Origin of the sequence: Uliginosibacterium paludis (assembly GCF_039631355.1) — a bacterium.
Lineage (GTDB): Bacteria > Pseudomonadota > Gammaproteobacteria > Burkholderiales > Rhodocyclaceae > Uliginosibacterium > Uliginosibacterium paludis.
In genome coordinates this window covers 58,197-74,848 of record NZ_JBDIVF010000009.1, presented here as the reverse complement: position 1 = coordinate 74,848, position 16,652 = coordinate 58,197, and the positions used below count along the sequence as shown (strand labels likewise).

14 protein-coding genes are annotated in these 16,652 nt (G+C 58.2%); 5 read left to right on the top strand and 9 right to left on the bottom strand.

The annotated features are described in order from the left end of the window. Positions 1 to 6 precede the first annotated feature (6 nt). The 5 genes from ABDB87_RS17090 to pflA all read left to right on the top strand — a co-directional run bounded on the left by ABDB87_RS17090 (position 7) and on the right by pflA (position 5,440). Complete coding sequence (locus ABDB87_RS17090; RefSeq protein WP_345929290.1) at positions 7 to 318, top strand: putative quinol monooxygenase; 312 nt, start codon at positions 7 to 9, stop codon at positions 316 to 318. Then, complete coding sequence (locus ABDB87_RS17085) at positions 315 to 899, top strand: DNA-3-methyladenine glycosylase I (protein ID WP_345929288.1); 585 nt, start codon at positions 315 to 317, stop codon at positions 897 to 899. Before ABDB87_RS17090 ends, ABDB87_RS17085 begins: the two co-directional genes overlap by 4 nt. A 25-nt stretch (positions 900 to 924) precedes the next feature. After that, positions 925 to 1,773 (top strand): D-hexose-6-phosphate mutarotase, encoded by an 849-nt coding sequence (locus ABDB87_RS17080; protein ID WP_345929286.1) that lies wholly within the window; start codon positions 925 to 927, stop codon positions 1,771 to 1,773. 441 nt (positions 1,774 to 2,214) lie between these two features. Further along, positions 2,215 to 4,476 carry a formate C-acetyltransferase gene (gene pflB / locus ABDB87_RS17075; protein WP_345929284.1) on the top strand — a complete coding sequence of 754 codons (2,262 nt, stop codon included), beginning with the start codon at positions 2,215 to 2,217 and terminating at the stop codon, positions 4,474 to 4,476. A gap of 121 nt (positions 4,477 to 4,597) precedes the next feature. Next, the gene (gene pflA, locus ABDB87_RS17070; RefSeq protein ID WP_345929282.1) at positions 4,598 to 5,440 is read left to right on the top strand and encodes a pyruvate formate-lyase-activating protein; all 843 of its coding nucleotides are present in this window, start codon (positions 4,598 to 4,600) and stop codon (positions 5,438 to 5,440) included. A gap of 261 nt (positions 5,441 to 5,701) precedes the next feature. On the opposite strand, the gene ABDB87_RS17065 is transcribed toward pflA, so the two are convergent. The 9 genes from ABDB87_RS17065 to ABDB87_RS17025 form a co-directional block, all read right to left on the bottom strand. Further along, positions 5,702 to 6,478: a TatD family hydrolase gene (locus ABDB87_RS17065; RefSeq protein WP_345929280.1), complete on the bottom strand. Its 777-nt coding sequence runs from the start codon at positions 6,476 to 6,478 to the stop codon at positions 5,702 to 5,704. A 66-nt stretch (positions 6,479 to 6,544) separates the two neighbouring features. Then, on the bottom strand, positions 6,545 to 6,916 hold the full coding sequence (locus ABDB87_RS17060) for a PilZ domain-containing protein (protein ID WP_345929279.1): 372 nt from the start codon (positions 6,914 to 6,916) through the stop codon (positions 6,545 to 6,547). A gap of 123 nt (positions 6,917 to 7,039) precedes the next feature. Beyond that, positions 7,040 to 9,466: an endopeptidase La gene (gene lon / locus ABDB87_RS17055; protein WP_345929278.1), complete on the bottom strand. Its 2,427-nt coding sequence runs from the start codon at positions 9,464 to 9,466 to the stop codon at positions 7,040 to 7,042. A gap of 84 nt (positions 9,467 to 9,550) precedes the next feature. After that, on the bottom strand, positions 9,551 to 10,819 hold the full coding sequence (gene clpX, locus ABDB87_RS17050) for an ATP-dependent Clp protease ATP-binding subunit ClpX (protein ID WP_345929276.1): 1,269 nt from the start codon (positions 10,817 to 10,819) through the stop codon (positions 9,551 to 9,553). A gap of 30 nt (positions 10,820 to 10,849) precedes the next feature. Continuing rightward, positions 10,850 to 11,428 (bottom strand): ATP-dependent Clp endopeptidase proteolytic subunit ClpP, encoded by a 579-nt coding sequence (clpP, locus tag ABDB87_RS17045; protein ID WP_345929396.1) that lies wholly within the window; start codon positions 11,426 to 11,428, stop codon positions 10,850 to 10,852. Between the two features lie 129 nt (positions 11,429 to 11,557). Beyond that, positions 11,558 to 12,868: a trigger factor gene (gene tig / locus ABDB87_RS17040; protein WP_345929394.1), complete on the bottom strand. Its 1,311-nt coding sequence runs from the start codon at positions 12,866 to 12,868 to the stop codon at positions 11,558 to 11,560. A 284-nt stretch (positions 12,869 to 13,152) separates the two neighbouring features. After that, positions 13,153 to 13,455 carry an HU family DNA-binding protein gene (locus ABDB87_RS17035; RefSeq protein ID WP_345929275.1) on the bottom strand — a complete coding sequence of 101 codons (303 nt, stop codon included), beginning with the start codon at positions 13,453 to 13,455 and terminating at the stop codon, positions 13,153 to 13,155. Between the two features lie 131 nt (positions 13,456 to 13,586). Next, positions 13,587 to 14,558: a tRNA modification radical SAM protein MnmL/YtqA gene (gene mnmL, locus ABDB87_RS17030; protein ID WP_345929273.1), complete on the bottom strand. Its 972-nt coding sequence runs from the start codon at positions 14,556 to 14,558 to the stop codon at positions 13,587 to 13,589. Then, the gene (locus tag ABDB87_RS17025; RefSeq protein WP_345929271.1) at positions 14,558 to 16,531 is read right to left on the bottom strand and encodes a DNA topoisomerase IV subunit B; all 1,974 of its coding nucleotides are present in this window, start codon (positions 16,529 to 16,531) and stop codon (positions 14,558 to 14,560) included. Before ABDB87_RS17025 ends, mnmL begins: the two co-directional genes overlap by 1 nt. Between the last annotated feature and the right edge of the window lie 121 nt (positions 16,532 to 16,652).

Genomic DNA, 16,652 nt, shown 5'->3' with positions numbered 1-16,652 from the left:
CACGACATGAGCGGAACCCAGATCCACGTCATCACCCTGGCAGAAGCCTTGCCCGAGCACTTCCCGGAAGTCCTCGAAACGCTTTCCGCTCTTGCGAACCTCTGCCGGCAGGAGGAAGGATGCATCCGCTTCGACGTCTACGTCGATTCGACGCAGCCTTATCAGCTCAACACGATCGAAACCTGGCGCAACCGGGAAGATCACCAGCGCCACCTTGACTCCGCGCACGTCGCGAGAGGCGTGCTGAGCCTGATCGGCAAAATGAAGGGACTGCCGCACATTCGCATCCTGCGTCCCATCAGCGAACTCTCCGAATGAGCGGCTCCCGGACGCGTTGTGCCTGGCTCGGCAACTGGGCCACCTCTGCCGACCCGATCTATCGGGACTACCACGACCGGGAATGGGGCGTTCCCTGCCACGATGAGCAGCGCCTGTTCGAACTTCTCTGCCTTGAGGCTGCACAAGCCGGCCTGTCGTGGATCACCGTCTTGAAAAAAAGGGACAACTATCGCCAAGCCTTCGACGGATTCCATATCGAGCGGATCGCAGCTTACGACGAGACCGATGTGACCCGCCTGATGAACAACGCCGGGATCATCCGGAACCGGGCCAAGATCCAGGCCGCGATCGGCAATGCAGCCGCCTGGATCGCCCTGAGAGCGCAGCATGGCAGCGTGGCGGAATATCTCTGGCGCTTTGTGGATGGAAAACCCTTCATCCGCTCGCCACAGGATCTCTCGGCTGTTCCAGCCTCTACCGCCGAGTCCGACGCCATGTCGAAAGCACTGCGCAAAGCCGGCTTCAAGTTTGTCGGCACTACGATCTGTTACGCCTTCATGCAGGCCAGCGGCATGGTCAACGACCATACGACCGACTGTTTCTGCCACCCCGATGCCTGATTCAACCTGTCATGGAACTCGACACATGCCACAAGCCAGCACGCAAGACATCACTTTTAATGGCGTTCCCGCCGTCTCCCTGACCACACCCGCCGGTGCCGAAGCCATCATTCTGCTTCATGGCGCTCATCTGGTTTCCTGGAAACCCGCTGGTGGAGAAGAGCGAATCTACCTCTCCGAGCAAGCCGTCTACGACAACGGCGCGGCGATTCGCGGCGGTGTGCCGATCTGCTTTCCCCAATTCGGCAAGACGGGGCCCCTGCCGCAGCATGGCTTCGTTCGCAACATGCAATGGAGCAAGGTTTTGGCACGCGGCGGCGATGATTTCGCCATGGCGGTTTTCAGAATCACCGACACCCCCGAAACCCGTGCCATCTGGCCTCACCCATTTGCCGCCGAATTCAGCATCAGCATCACGGGCGCACGCCTGGATATGGAGTTCGAAGTCGAAAACACCGGTGACGCCTCGCTGAGCTTCACTGCCGCGCTTCATACCTACATGAGGGTCAAGGAAGCCGAGGAAGTTCAACTGGAAGGCCTGCGGGGTCAGCAATACCGCGACCTGCTGACGGGTACTGAGCATACCGAGACTGGCACATTCGTTTCCATTGATCGGGAAACGACACGCCTTTACAGGGAAACCGCCAATCCGCTCCTGCTCCGGGAAGATCGCCAGGCGCTGGGCATCAACACCGAAAACATGCCCGATACCGTGGTCTGGAATCCCTGGGAGCAGACCTGCGCCGCCATCGGAGATTTGCCGGACAACGCATTCCGGCGTTTCCTCTGCGTTGAAGCCGGGGCAATCACCAAGCCGGTTGAGCTCGAAGCGAGTCAGAGTTGGTGGGGTCGTCAGAGCCTTGTTGCGATGTAAGTGATTTACTTCGCGAGCACGCGGACTAGAGTTCTAGCTGAGGCAATAAAGCGGTATCGCCGGGGGGCGCCTCCGGGCCCGAATTGAGATAGATCATGAAAAATCGTTTCTGTTTTCGGCCCCGGAGGGTGCATTCAAATCCGCTTTTGTCTGAAACCCCTCAAAATCACTTTTTAAACGTTTTAAATCATGAGGTTACACAGCAATCAAAATTGCTGCGCCGCACCTTCACAATCCTTTATGTCGAAATCCGAACATTCGATTCGGATTCACTTCTAACAATATCTAGCATTGGGGCCACAGAGTACAGGGCGCGGTGAAGACATCCCGCCCCGATGTACAGGACTCAAGGAATACGCAGCCGGGCGGCACACAATGGCGACCGGCCTTGAAAGGCCCGATCGGGGCACACAGGTTTTGATTCAATCACTGGAGGTTCTTATGTCTGAACGTGACACTCTCACCCTCGATGCAGCTGTTGCCCATGCATGGCGCGGTTTCAAGGGCGGCGAATGGCAGGAAAAGGTTGAAGTCCGCGACTTCATCCAGAAGAACGTCACTTCGTATGAAGGCGACGATACATTCCTGGCCCCTGCTACCCCCCGCACCACCGCGATCTGGGCCAAGCTTTCCGAACTCTTCGTCAAGGAGCGCGAAAAAGGCGTTCTGGACGTGTCCCAGATCCCGACCTCCATCACCGCCCACGATGCCGGCTACATCGACAAGGACAATGAAGTCATCGTCGGCCTGCAGACCGAAGCCCCGCTCAAGCGTGCCATTTTCCCGAATGGCGGCTGGCGCATGGTCGAGACCTCGCTGAAAGCCTTCGGCTACGAAGCCGATCCCAAGGTTCGCGAGATCTTCACGAAGTATCGCAAGACCCACAATGACGGCGTTTTTGATGCCTATCCGGAAGATGTGCGCAAGGCTCGCTCCTCGCACATCGTGACCGGCCTGCCCGACGCTTACGGCCGCGGCCGCATCATCGGCGACTATCGTCGTGTCGCCCTTTACGGTGTCGACAAGCTGATCGCAGCCAAGCAAGCCGAGAAGCGCAGCATCGATGGCGCCCACTCGACCGACGAAATCATCCGTGACCGCGAAGAGCTGTCCGAACAGGTCAAGGCCCTCAAAGAGCTGAAGGTCATGGCCAGCAAGTACGGTTTTGATATCTCCAAGCCTGCAAGCACCGCCAAGGAAGCCGTGCAGTGGCTGTACTTCGGTTATCTGGCCGCCGTGAAGGAGCAGAACGGCGCCGCCATGTCGCTGGGCCGCACCTCCACCTTCCTCGACGCCTACTTCGAACGCGATCTGGCTGAAGGCACGATCACCGAATCTCAAGCCCAGGAAATCATTGATGACTTCGTCATCAAGCTCCGTATCGTTCGCTTCCTGCGTACGCCGGAATACGATGCGCTGTTCTCCGGCGACCCGACCTGGGTGACCGAGTCCCTTGGTGGCGTGTCGGAAGACGGCCGCGCGCTGGTAACCAAGAACTCCTTCCGCTTCCTGAACACCCTCTACACGCTTGGACCGGCACCGGAGCCCAACATGACCGTGTTCTGGTCGCCCAAGCTGCCGGAAGGCTTCAAGCAGTTCTGCTCGAAGGTTTCGATCGACACCTCGTCCGTCCAGTACGAGTCCGACGAACTGATGCGTCCGGCATGGGGTGACGACACCGCCATCGCCTGCTGCGTTTCCGCCATGCGCGTCGGCAAGCAGATGCAACTCTTCGGCGCTCGTGTGAACCTCGCCAAGTGCATGCTCTACGCAATCAACGGCGGTCGCGACGAAGTCTCGGGTGACCAGGTCATGCCCGCTTTCGAGCCGGTCAAGACGGAGTATCTGGAATTCGACGATGTGATGGCAAAGTTCGATATCGCGATGGAGTGGCTGGCCCGCACCTATGTGAATGCCATGAACTGCATCCACTACATGCACGACAAGTACGCTTACGAGCGTATCGAAATGGCGCTGCATGACTACAACCCGCTGCGCACGATGGCTTTCGGCATTGCCGGTCTGTCGGTGGTTGCTGACTCGCTGTCCGCCATCAAGAATGCCAAGGTCAAGGTTGTCCGCGACGACAAGGGCCTGATCACTGACTACCAGATCGAAGGCGATTTCCCGAAATTCGGCAACAACGACGATCGTGTCGACCAGTACGCTTCGTGGCTGGCCGAAACCTTCATGAACAAGCTGCGCAAGCATCCGACTTACCGCAACGCGCTGCACACCCAATCGGTGCTGACCATCACCTCGAACGTCGTGTATGGCAAGGCAACCGGCAACACGCCGGACGGTCGTCGCGCTGGCGAGCCTTTCGCACCGGGTGCTAACCCGATGCATGGCCGTGACAAGATGGGCTTCATTGCGTCCGCGATGTCGGTCGCCAAGATCCCGTACGAGCACTGCCAGGACGGTATCTCGCTGACATCCTCCATCGTGCCGAGCGGTCTGGGCAACACCCGTACCGATCAGGTCGCCAACCTGGCACGCTCGCTGGATGGTTTCTTCGGCACGACGGGTTTCCACGTCAATATCAACGTGCTCAACCGTGACACGCTGATCGACGCAATGGAAAATCCGGAGAAGTATCCGCAACTGACCATCCGTGTTTCGGGTTATGCGGTGAACTTCATCAAGCTGACCAAGGAACAGCAGCTTGACGTGATCAACCGCACCTTCCACGGCGAGGTCTGATCTGCTCCCGGGAAAGGGACTGAAGTTCCCTTTCCCGATCACTGCCGATTGCGTCACACTCAGGTCTCGGTACTGTGCCAACGGTGCCGAGACCTTTTACTTCATGGAACGTGCCCGATAGATGACCCCGGAAAATCAAGGCAATACACGTCCGCTCAAAGCCAGCCGATACGAGCTGCGCGCGAACGAAAACCAGATCGATGATGCCGAAGCGGAACGCATGGCAAAAGAAGGACGGTGGGGCTTCCTTCACTCTGAGGAAACCGGCTCGGCCGTCGACGGCCCGGGAATGCGTGTGGTGTTCTGGACCACGGGTTGTGAATTCCGCTGTACCTACTGTCACAACCCCGACACCTGGAAAATGAAGAACGGCCAGATCGTCTGCGCAGACGACATCCTGGACGAGCTCAAGAAATACAAGGACTACCTGCGCTTCGCCGGCGGTGGCGTCACGATATCGGGTGGTGAGCCGCTGGTTCAGGCGCCCTTCGTCATGAACATCCTTCGTGGCGCTCATGACTTGGGAATACACACGGCGCTGGATACAAACGGCTACCTGGGAGACCGGCTGACCGACGAAGATCTGTCCAAGATTGATCTCTTCCTTCTGGACATCAAGAGCTGGGATCCTGCCACCCACCTCAAGGTCACTGCCAAACACGTTGAACCGGTTCTGGCATTTGCACGCCGGCTGGCTGCGCGCGGCCGTCCGATCTGGCTGCGCTTCGTGCTTGTCCCCGGACACACCGACGCGGCCGACAACATCAAGGGGGTCGCATCCTTCGCGGCCTCACTCGGAAACGTGCAACGTGTTGATGTGCTGCCGTTCCACCAGCTTGGTCGCTTCAAGTGGGAACAAATGGGCATGAAATACGAATTGGCCGACATCCATGCGCCATCCCCAGAAGCCACGGAGTCGGCAAAGATCATTTTCCGCTCATACGGACTGAACTGCCCGAGCTGAAGGCAACAGTCCTGCACAGAGCCGCGGATCGCCACCCGCGGCTTCTCGAGGCGCCGGTGCCCGCTATCCTGAGCGCTCCGCACGGGGTCACCGGTGCGGCGCCCGATCAGCGAGCCTCTCATGCAATAGGCCAGATCCGATGCTCAGAGCGGCATCAACACGATAGCCCTCTATTCCCTGCACGTGCCGGTCCTGTGCGCAGTTCAGTCCGCACAGTCCATCCCCGCCAGTAAAAGATACAGGCGCGCAATCCAGCAACCCTTAGGGTGTTACCAAAGCCGTTCTGAAGAGCCGGAAGAAGTTGGCTGTCGTAGCAGCAGCTACCTCCTCAAGCGTGATACCCCGCAGCCTGGCCAGTTCTGCGGCCACATGCGGAACGTAGGAGGGCTCGTTCATTTTCCCTCGATGAGGCACGGGCGCCAGATAAGGGGAATCCGTTTCTATGAGGATCCGGTCGAGCGGAACGGCGGCCGCAACATCCTTCACCTGTGTCGCATTCTTGAAGGTGAGAATGCCGGAGAAGGAGATGCAGAATCCAAGTTCGATGGCGGCACGCGCCACCTCAAGATTTTCGGTAAAGCAGTGCATGACGCCACCAACCTCCTCGGCCTGCTCTTCTGAAAGAATCCTGATCACGTCCTCTGCCGAATCCCTGGTATGAATAACGAGCGGCTTCTTGCAGGCCCGAGCAGCACGGATATGCGTACGAAAACGATCACGCTGCCATTCCGGCTTGTCCTTGTGCCAGTAGTAGTCCAGGCCCGTTTCTCCGATCGCAATCACTTTCGGGTCAGCTGCCAATGCTACAAGACGGTCCAGATCGGGTTCCTCGCCTTCGGTGTATTCCGGATGCACCCCAACAGTCGCGAAGAGGTTCGCACGGGAGTTCGCCAACTCCAACACTCGCCCGATGTTTTCGAGATTGACGCCAATACACACGGCATGACTGACCTTGGCGGCACTCATGCGGTCAAACAATGCATCGCCCTGCGCAACGAGATCTTCAAAATCGATATGGCAATGTGAATCTACATACATGAAACGTCCCTTTGAAACAAAAAACCGGGCTCACAAGCCCGGTTCCCGGTACATCGCGTAACAAGATCAAAGCGTATGGGTTGGGCGATTGGACCCGATGGCTCCACCGAGAATCTGCTCGATCTTGATCTTGACGGCCGTGCCGCCCTCGTCGGGCTCGAACTGCACCCCCACGCCCTGCGTCTTGCCATTCTGGGCGTTTGCAGGCGTGAGCCACACAACCTTGCCTTTGACGGCCAGCTTCTGGGGATCATCCATCAACTGCAAAAGCATGAAAATCTCATCGCCGGACACATAGGCACGATTGGTCGGAATGAACAAGCCGCCGCCTTTCAAGAAGGGCATGTAGGCCGCATACAAGGCCGTCTTGGAATTGATATTCAGCGACAGCACGCCGGCACGGACGCCGGATGCCTGCGAAACAGCAGATTGAGACATTCAAACTCCTGAACACGGGCAGCAATGCCCTGAACCGTGATCATATATCGGCCTGCGAAAAAACGGCTTGAGAGCAGATAGCCGACGGAAAAACGGGCCTGGATGTACCAGACCCGTTTTTTGTCAGTGGGTAACCACACCGGTTCCTGATCCGTCCTCGGTCTCCGCCTCTGCAATGGCAGGTGCTGCAGCCACTTCAGTCGAATCAGGCAGCGGCTCGGGCTGACGCTCCAGCGTGTGTTCCAGCACCTTGTCGAACCAGCGCACCGGAACGATCTCAATACGATCCTTGATATCAGGCGGAAGGTCAGCCAGATCCTTCACGTTCTCTTCCGGAATCAGCGCCTTCTGGATACCGCCACGCACCGCCGCAAGCAGCTTCTCCTTCAGCCCACCGATCGGCAAGACCTCTCCACGCAAGGTGATTTCACCCGTCATCGCCACATCTGCCCGAACCGGAATACCTGTCAGCACAGAAACCAGCGCTGAGGCGATCGCGATACCGGCCGAGGGCCCGTCCTTGGGGGTAGCACCTTCCGGCAAGTGGATGTGAATATCGCTCTTGGAGTGGAAGTCCTCGGCAATACCGAGTTGCCGGGCGCGCTTTCGCACGACAGACAAGGCCGCCTGAATCGACTCTTGCATCACCTCGCCCAGCTTGCCGGTCGTGATGATCTTGCCCTTGCCAGGGAGATTGACCGCCTCGATGGTCAGGAGTTCGCCACCTACTTCCGTCCAGGCCAGGCCTGTCACCTGCCCGACCTGATTCTCCTTCTCGGCCATTCCGAAGGAGAATCGACGCACGCCGAGATACTTGTCCAGGTTTTTCGCGTTGACGATCACCTTGGATTCGCGCTTCTTCAACACGAGCGCCTTCACCACTTTGCGGCAAATTCTGGAAACCTCGCGCTCAAGACTGCGCACGCCCGCCTCGCGAGTGTAGTAACGGATGATGTCGCGAAGCGCCTCTTCCGTAACCGATAATTCGTTCGCCTTGACGCCGTTATTCTTCATCTGCTTGGGCAGAAGATAACGCTGGGCAATATTGACCTTCTCGTCTTCGGTGTAACCGGACAGACGAATGATCTCCATGCGGTCCAGCAGCGGAGCTGGAATGTTGAACGAATTCGCCGTGGCCACGAACATGACTTCGGAGAGGTCGTATTCCACCTCGATATAGTGGTCGACGAAGGTCGAGTTCTGTTCAGGGTCGAGCACTTCCAGCAAGGCAGACGACGGGTCGCCACGGAAATCGGCACCCATCTTGTCAACCTCGTCGAGCAGGAACAGCGGATTGCGTACCGCAACCTTGGTCATGTTCTGCAGGATCTTGCCGGGCATGGAACCAATATAGGTCCGGCGGTGACCGCGGATTTCAGCTTCATCGCGCACGCCACCCAGTGCCATGCGAACGAACTTGCGATTCGTTGCCTTGGCGATCGACTGCCCGAGCGAGGTCTTCCCCACACCAGGAGGGCCAACCAGACACAGGATCGGAGCCTTCAGGCGATCAACGCGCTGCTGCACAGCCAGATATTCAAGGATGCGTTCCTTGACCTTATCGAGCCCGAAGTGATCCTTGTCGAGCACTTTCTGTGCTTCGGCCAGATCCTTGCTGATGCGAGACTTCTTCTTCCAGGGCAGTCCGGTCAGCGTTTCGATGAAGTTGCGAACGACCGTAGCCTCTGCAGACATCGGCGACATCAGCTTGAGCTTCTTGAGCTCGGACTGGGCCTTGGCAAGCGCTTCCTTGGAAAGACCGGAAGTGTTGACCTTCTTCTCGAGCTCTTCGAGATCCGCGCCGTCTTCGCCCTCACCAAGCTCCTTCTGGATCGCCTTGACCTGCTCGTTGAGGTAGTACTCGCGCTGGCTTTTCTCCATCTGGCGCTTTACGCGGCCACGGATACGCTTCTCGACCTGAAGGATGTCGAGTTCGGTTTCGAGTTGAGAGAGCAGGCGTTCGAGTCGCTCACCCACGTTGAAGAGTTCAAGCACAGCCTGCTTCTGCTCAAGCTTGAGCGGAAGATGGGCGGCAATGGTGTCCGCCAGACGTCCGGCCTCTTCAATACCCCCCAAAGAAGTCAGGATCTCAGGCGGGATCTTCTTGTTGAGCTTAACGTACTGGTCGAACTGGCTGATGATGGCACGCCGCATGGCTTCGACTTCGTGCGTACCACGCTCATCGTTCGCGACCGGCGTAACCTCGGCCACGAACAGCGCTTTCTGCTCTTCGACGCGTTCAAGGCGGGCACGCTGCGTACCCTCGACCAGAACCTTCACGGTTCCGTCAGGCAGCTTGAGCATCTGGAGAATGTTGGCGACGCACCCGATGTCATACAGATCGTCAGCCGAGGGCTCATCTTTCGCGGCGGATTTCTGCGCCACGAGAAGAATGCTCTTGCCAGCCTCCATGGCAACTTCGAGTGCCTTGATCGACTTCGGACGACCCACAAACAGCGGAATCACCATGTGGGGAAAAACCACCACGTCACGCAGGGGCAACAGGGGCAGTTCGATCACTTCAGGGGGGAGCTCAGGCTTGCTAGTCATGTTTTTGTCCTAATGAGGCTGCACGCTTGCTACATGAGGGTGACAACCGGGGTTTCAAGCCCGACCGAGCCGTCGGGAAACAGCTCAGTTCGAACCTGAAACCTTCGCTTGCTCCGAATACATCAGAAGCGGGGCTGCGCCGGATTCGATGGTGTTTTCATCCACCACGATCTTTTCGACATTTTCCATGCCGGGCAGTTCATACATGACATCCAGAAGCACGCTCTCGAGAATGGAGCGCAAACCACGTGCGCCGGAGCGACGCTTGATGGCTCGCTTGGCAATTGCCTGCAACGCAGCAGGCCGTACTTCCAACTCGACACCTTCCATCGAGAAGAGCTTGGCGTATTGCTTGATCAGCGCATTCTTCGGCTCGATCAGAATCTGGATCAGTGCTGCCTCGTCCAGCTCCTGCAGCGTAGCCACGACAGGAAGACGGCCGATGAACTCAGGGATCAGGCCGAACTTGATCAGATCTTCCGGTTCGCACTGACGGAAAGCCTCGGAAACCTTGATATCCGTCTTGCTGCGCACCTCGGCACCGAATCCGATGCCGACCGTTTCGGTACGATTCCGGATCACTTTTTCCAGACCGTCGAAGGCGCCGCCACAAATGAACAGGATGTTGGCCGTGTCGACCTGAACGAAGTCCTGATTCGGATGCTTGCGCCCGCCCTGAGGCGGCACCGAAGCAACCGTGCCTTCGATGAGCTTCAGCAGCGCCTGCTGCACCCCCTCGCCCGACACATCACGGGTGATGGAGGGGTTGTCCGATTTGCGCGAAATCTTGTCGATTTCGTCGATATAGACGATGCCCTGCTGAGCGCGCTCCACATCGTAGTCGCACTTCTGCAGAAGCTTCTGGATGATGTTCTCCACATCCTCACCGACGTAACCGGCTTCGGTAAGTGTCGTGGCGTCAGCCATCACGAAAGGAACATTAAGCAGACGAGCGAGCGTCTGGGCCAGCAGCGTCTTGCCGGAACCGGTCGGGCCGATGAGCAGGATGTTGCTCTTGGCAAGCTCGACCTCGTCCGTCGCCTTCGATTGATGGCGCAGGCGCTTGTAGTGGTTGTACACCGCCACGGCCAGGATACGCTTGGCCGGCCCCTGCCCGATTACGTACTGATCGAGGATTTCCGCGATTTCGCGAGGCGTGGGCAGCTCGCCTTTGTCCATACGGCCAGAAGCATCGCTGCCGATTTCATCGCGAATGATGTCGTTGCAGAGGTCAATGCATTCATCACAGATGAATACGGAGGGCCCCGCGATCAGCTTGCGAACCTCATGCTGACTCTTGCCGCAGAACGAACAGTAAAGCAGCTTCTCGCTGCCAGACTTCTTGTCCGTCATTTTCAGCCTTCCTTAAAAGAGATGATCGACTCAGGCCACGTCGCCACGGCTGGTCAGAACCTTGTCGACAAGGCCGTAAGCGCAGGCTTCTTCAGCAGACATGAAGTTGTCGCGGTCCGTATCTTTCTCGATCCGTTCGACCGGCTGCTTCGTGTGCTTGGCCAGCATGTCATTGAGTTTCGCGCGCAGAGAAAGAATCTCGCGAGCGTGAATCTCAATGTCCGAAGCCTGACCCTGGAATCCGCCAAGCGGCTGGTGAATCATGATGCGGGAATTCGGCAGGGAGAAACGCTTGCCCTCGGCACCTGCAGCGAGCAGGAATGCGCCCATGCTGGCAGCCTGACCAATGCAGAGCGTGCTCACGTTCGGTTTGATGAACTGCATCGTGTCGTAAATCGACATGCCGGCAGTCACGGAACCACCCGGTGAGTTGATATAGAAATAAATATCCTTGTCCGGATTCTCGGATTCAAGGAACAGAAGCTGGGCAACAATCAGGTTGGCCGTCACATCGTTGACCGGGCCCACGAGAAACACCACGCGTTCCTTGAGCAAACGCGAATAGATGTCGTAGGAGCGCTCGCCGCGACCGCTTTGTTCGACCACCATGGGCACGAGGCCCAGGCCCACCGGATCCCAATCAGAGTGCTGCGTGTTTGAGAATTTCAAAGCCGTCCCCCTTCAGTCATCATCAAGCCGGAGCCGGCCCAAACCGACCGACTCCGTTCCTCACTGAGCTTACGCAGCCTGAGATTGCTCCATCAGCTCTTCAAAAGTAAAGCCCTTGTCGGCGACTTTCGCCTGAGCGAGCACCCATTCGACAACATTGTCTTCAACCACAGAATCCTCGATATCGCGCAGATTCTCGGGCTTGGAGTAGTACCAGCGCACCACTTCGTCCGGCTGTTCGTAGGTTTGAGCCATATCCTCGATGCGAGCGCGAATCTGCTCCGGCTTGGCTGCGAGGCCGTTCTTGCCAACGATTTCGGAAACAACGAGCCCAAGCTTGACACGATTGGCTGCCTGCTCGGTAAACCAGTCCTTGCTGACCGGTACGTTTTTCACATCGACGCCACGCTGAGCGAGATCGCGCTTGGCAGCCTCAGCCATGCGGCCTGCTTCGCCATCAACCAGAGCCTTCGGCACCTCGAAGCTGCAGGCCTTGTTCAGGGCGTCCAGGGCCTGATCACGCACACGGGCACGGATACGACGTGCCACTTCGCGCTCGAGATTGGCCTTGATCTCTTCACGCATCTTGGCGACATCACCATCCACCACGCCCAGCGCCTTTGCGAAGGTCGCATCAACCTCAGGAAGAATCGGACCTTCAACACCCTTCATGGTGATTTCGAACTGAACGGTCTGACCCGCGAGATTCGCAGCCTGATACTGTTCCGGGAAGGTCAGATCAAAGGTCTTGCTTTCACCGATCGAGAGCCCAGCCAGCGCTGCATCGAAATCGGGAAGCATCTGACCGCTGCCGATAACCACGGCAAAATCGCTGGCTTGGCCACCTTCAAACACCTCGCCATCCTTGCGGCCGGTGAAATCGATTACCACGCGATCGCCTTCTGCCGAGGCGCGCTCAACCTTCTCATAGCTGGTGCGCTGCTTGCGAAGCACTTCGATCGTGCGCTCAACTTCAGCTTCGCCAACGCTCAGCTGCGGACGCTCGATTTCGGCAGCGGCGAGATCACCCACCACCACTTCGGGGAAGACTTCGAAAGTCGCGACGAATTCCATCTGGCCCTCGGCCGAAGAAGCCTTCGGCTCAATGTTCGGATAGCCAGCAACACGCAAATTCTGTTCCTGAACCGTTCTGGAGAAGGCGCTTTCGACGGACTCACCCAGGACTTCGTTGCGAACCTGGGGCCCATAGGACTGCTCGACCATTTTCATCGGCACCTTGCCGGGGCGGAAACCAGCCATCTTCACGGTACGGCTCAAGCGCTTCAGGCGCTCTGAAACCTGCGCTTCGACGTCGCTGAGGTTAACGGTCAGGTCGATGCGGCGCTCGAGCGCGCCAAGCGTCACTTCATTCGTTTGCATGCGGAATATCCTTGGAAGCAGAACAGTGGGCGGACACAGCAAACGAGATCACTTCGGCAAGCAAACTGTTTTCGTTCGCGGCAAAAACGCCCGGCTAGAAAACCAACAAACCGGCGATGCTATCACATTCGCCAGCCCCTCGCGGTGAATGGACCAGGCTTGGCGCAAAGCCGACAAGCAACGGCTTTTTCCTGCACGGTATCGCGGCAAACAAGACGCAAAACGGGGCGAACAAAACAAACAGGGCACCCGAAGGTGCCCTGTTCTGAAACCGGTATTGCAGCTTACTTCTTGGCAGCCTTCTTCGGCTTGCTGGCAGCAACCTTGGTCTTGAAGCCGGCACCTGCAGAGAAACGCGGCACGGTCGTCGCTGCGATCTTGATCTTTTCGCCAGTCTTCGGGTTCTTGCCTTCGCGAGCGGCGCGGGCGGCGGCCTTGAAAGTGCCGAAACCAACCAGGGTCACCGAGTCACCAGCAGCAACAGTTTCTTCGATCACGGCAACGGCAGCATCCAGGAACTCGCCCGTAGCAACCTTGGACTGATTGGTTTTCTCAGCGATCGCTGCGATCAGATCGGTCTTGTTCATGCGTTATCTCCGGTTAAAAATGGGTGTGCATTTCTGCAGGGCCGAGTATAGAGCCTTGTCGGGCGCTGTATAGTCCCTCTGTCGCCGAAAAAGCACTTTTTTCTGGGCTGCAGCGTCGTTTGATCAAATTTTCAGGCAACTGGCCCTTCGCGAACCGGAGCGAGACGGGATTGCCAGGTCTGGCGGGCTTTGAAGCGGGTGTTGAGCAAGGCAGGAAAAGCCGATAAACGCAGCCCCCAATCAGGAGAAACCCGTAGCGAGGGAGGCACTTCACTCCCGAGCCGCTGCACCTTCATATGCGCAGGTAAAAGCTCGAGCATATCCACGACCCGATCGACATATTCGTCCGGGGAGAGCAGCGGAACGCTATCCGGATTACGCTGATATTGCACCGCAAGCCGCGTATGCCGGACGATCTGGAGCTGATGAAATTTCAGCGCATCGATCGGCAACGCCGAAAGCTCGCGCGCGCCGTCAATCAGACTCTGACGCGTCTCCCGCGGCAATCCGACCAGCAAGTGGCCGGTAATGAAAAGCCCGCGCGCCGCCGCACGACGAATCGCGCTTTGCGTGCTCGCAAAATCGTGTCCGCGCAGACATTCCCGCAGCACCGCGTCAGAACAGGATTCGATACCGATCTCCAGTTCGACGACATGTTTCCGGGCAAGCATGGCGAGATGGTCAAGCATCTCGTCGGACAGACAGTCAGGTCGGGTTCCGATCACCAGACCGTCAATTCCGGGATGCGCCAGCGCCGCCGCATAGGCACTCTTGACTACATCCAGCTCACCGTAGGTATTCGAGTAACTCTGGAAATAGGCCAGAAAGCGCTTCGTTTCGGGATAGCGACGGCGCATGAAGGTCAGACCCGTTTCGATCTGATCCTCTAGCCGCGGCTGCTCCCGCAGATAAGAGGGCGTAAATCCGTCGTTGTTGCAAAAGCTGCAGCCACCTGTGCCGAGACTGCCATCGCGATTCGGGCAGGTAAAGCCGGCATCGATGGAAATTTTCTGCAGACGACCGCCATGCTCACGCCTGACCCAGTCGTTGTAGGCGTGATAGCGACGCCCACCGAACTCCCGGGGCAGTTCGGAGTGTTCCATCACAGATCCGCTTCGACGAGATTGCCCTTGAGCTCCATCCAGGCACGCCGCCCAGAGGCCTCGCCCTTGCCCATGAGCAAGTCAAAGAGCGCGTCGATTTCGGCGTGCGCGAGCTCGCCCAGCGTTACCGGAAGCACACGACGCGTTGCCGGAGCCATGGCCGTTTCCTTGAGCTGCGCGGGCTGCATTTCTCCCAGCCCCTTGAAGCGACCTACCTCAAGCTGATCCTCCCTGAAACCTTCCTTGATCAAACGATCCCGGATCGAAGTCAGCTCGCCGTCATCCAGTGCGTAGAACCTTCTGGGAGGACGTTTCTTGCCCTGCGCGGGTACGTCCACCCGATACAGCGGCGGCAAGGCGATGAAAACATGGCCAGCCGCAACCAGACGCGGGAAGTGGCGCAGAAAAAGCGTGAGCAGGAGCGTCTGAATGTGGGAGCCATCCACATCAGCGTCCGCCATGATGATGATCTTGCCGTAGCGAAGATTGGCCAGGACGGCATCAGGTGCGTCCGCCTTGTGCGGATCGACGCCGATGGCAACGGAGACGTCATGGATCTCGGCGTTGGCGAAAAGCCTGTTCGGGTCAATTTCCCAGGCGTTCTGAACCTTGCCGCGCAGAGGGAGAATGGCTTGCGTCTCGCGATCGCGCGCAAGCTTGGCAGAACCACCTGCCGAGTCCCCTTCGACGAGGTACAACTCATTTTCATCGATGCGCCCGCTTTCGCAATCCGCGAGCTTGCCGGGCAGCACGGCAACGCCGCTGCTCTTGCGCTTTTCGACCTTCTGCGCATCCTTCAGACGGGACTGCGCCTGCCGGATCGCGATATCAGCGATCGCCCTGCCCTGCTCGACGTTCTGATTCAGCCAAGCCTCGAACGGATTGAGCAGCATCGACGAAACCAGCTTCACCGCCTCGCGAGAATTGAGCTTTTCCTTGACCTGCCCCTGGAACTGCGGATCGAGCAGCCGGGCGGACAGCACGAAACTCATTCGCCCGCAAACATCCTCCTGCTGAAGCTTGACTCCCTTTGGCAGCAGGCTGTGATGCTCGATGAAGTTGCGAACGCCTTCGAAAACGCCGGCCCGCAAACCTGACTCGTGCGTACCGCCGGCCACGGTCGGAATCAGATTGACATAGCTCTCACCGATCTGGTGACCATCGAACCAGCCGATGGCCCAGGCGGCGCCCTCTCCGGGCGCGTAATCCTCATCTTCGCCCGCGTACTTTTCCGTCGAATAAACCGGAACGAGAGGCTCGAAGCCATTCATCATCTCGCGCAGATAGCCGGGCAAGCCATCCTCGTAGCGCCAGTCCTGCTTGCTGAAAGAACCGTCGGCCTGCTCGATCTCCAGGATCACGCGCACACCAGGCAGGAGAACGGCTTTCGAGCGCAAGAGGCGCTCAAGTTCATTCATCGGCACCCGGGGCGAGTCAAAATATCGGCCATCCGGCCACACCCGAACCCGCGTTCCGGTCTGCCGACCGCAGTTACCCGCCTCGACGATCTCACCGATTTCTCGTCCACCATCGACAAAACTCACCTGATGGATCTTGCCTTCGCGCCTGACCTCAACCTCCACGCGCAGGGAGAGTGCGGTCGTGACCGCCACCCCCACGCCATGCAGACCGCCTGAAAAGGCATAAGCCGAATTGCCGGACTTCTTGTCGAACTTGCCGCCCGCGTGAAGCACCGTGTAAGCGAGCACCACCACCGGCACTTTCTCGACCGGATGTGGCCCCACGGGAATACCACGGCCATCATCCGTAACCGTGATGGAGCCATCACGCAGCACCTGCACATGAATACTCTTGGCGAAGCCAGCCAACGCCTCGTCCGCGGCGTTGTCAATGACCTCCTGAATCATGTGACAGGGCGAATCCGTGCGCGTGTACATGCCCGGGCGCTCACGAACGGGTTCGAGCCCCTTGAGAACACGGAAAGAGGATTCGTCGTACTGTTTCTGGCTCATGTCGTTACCGGCTGTTCAATCCAAGGTGCGCATTTTTTCACATCGCCTCTCCGCGTGCAGCGCAAAATGCGCAGGCGTGCGGTACCTCATCCGGAGTAGAACCGTCAGGCCCGGGCGAACA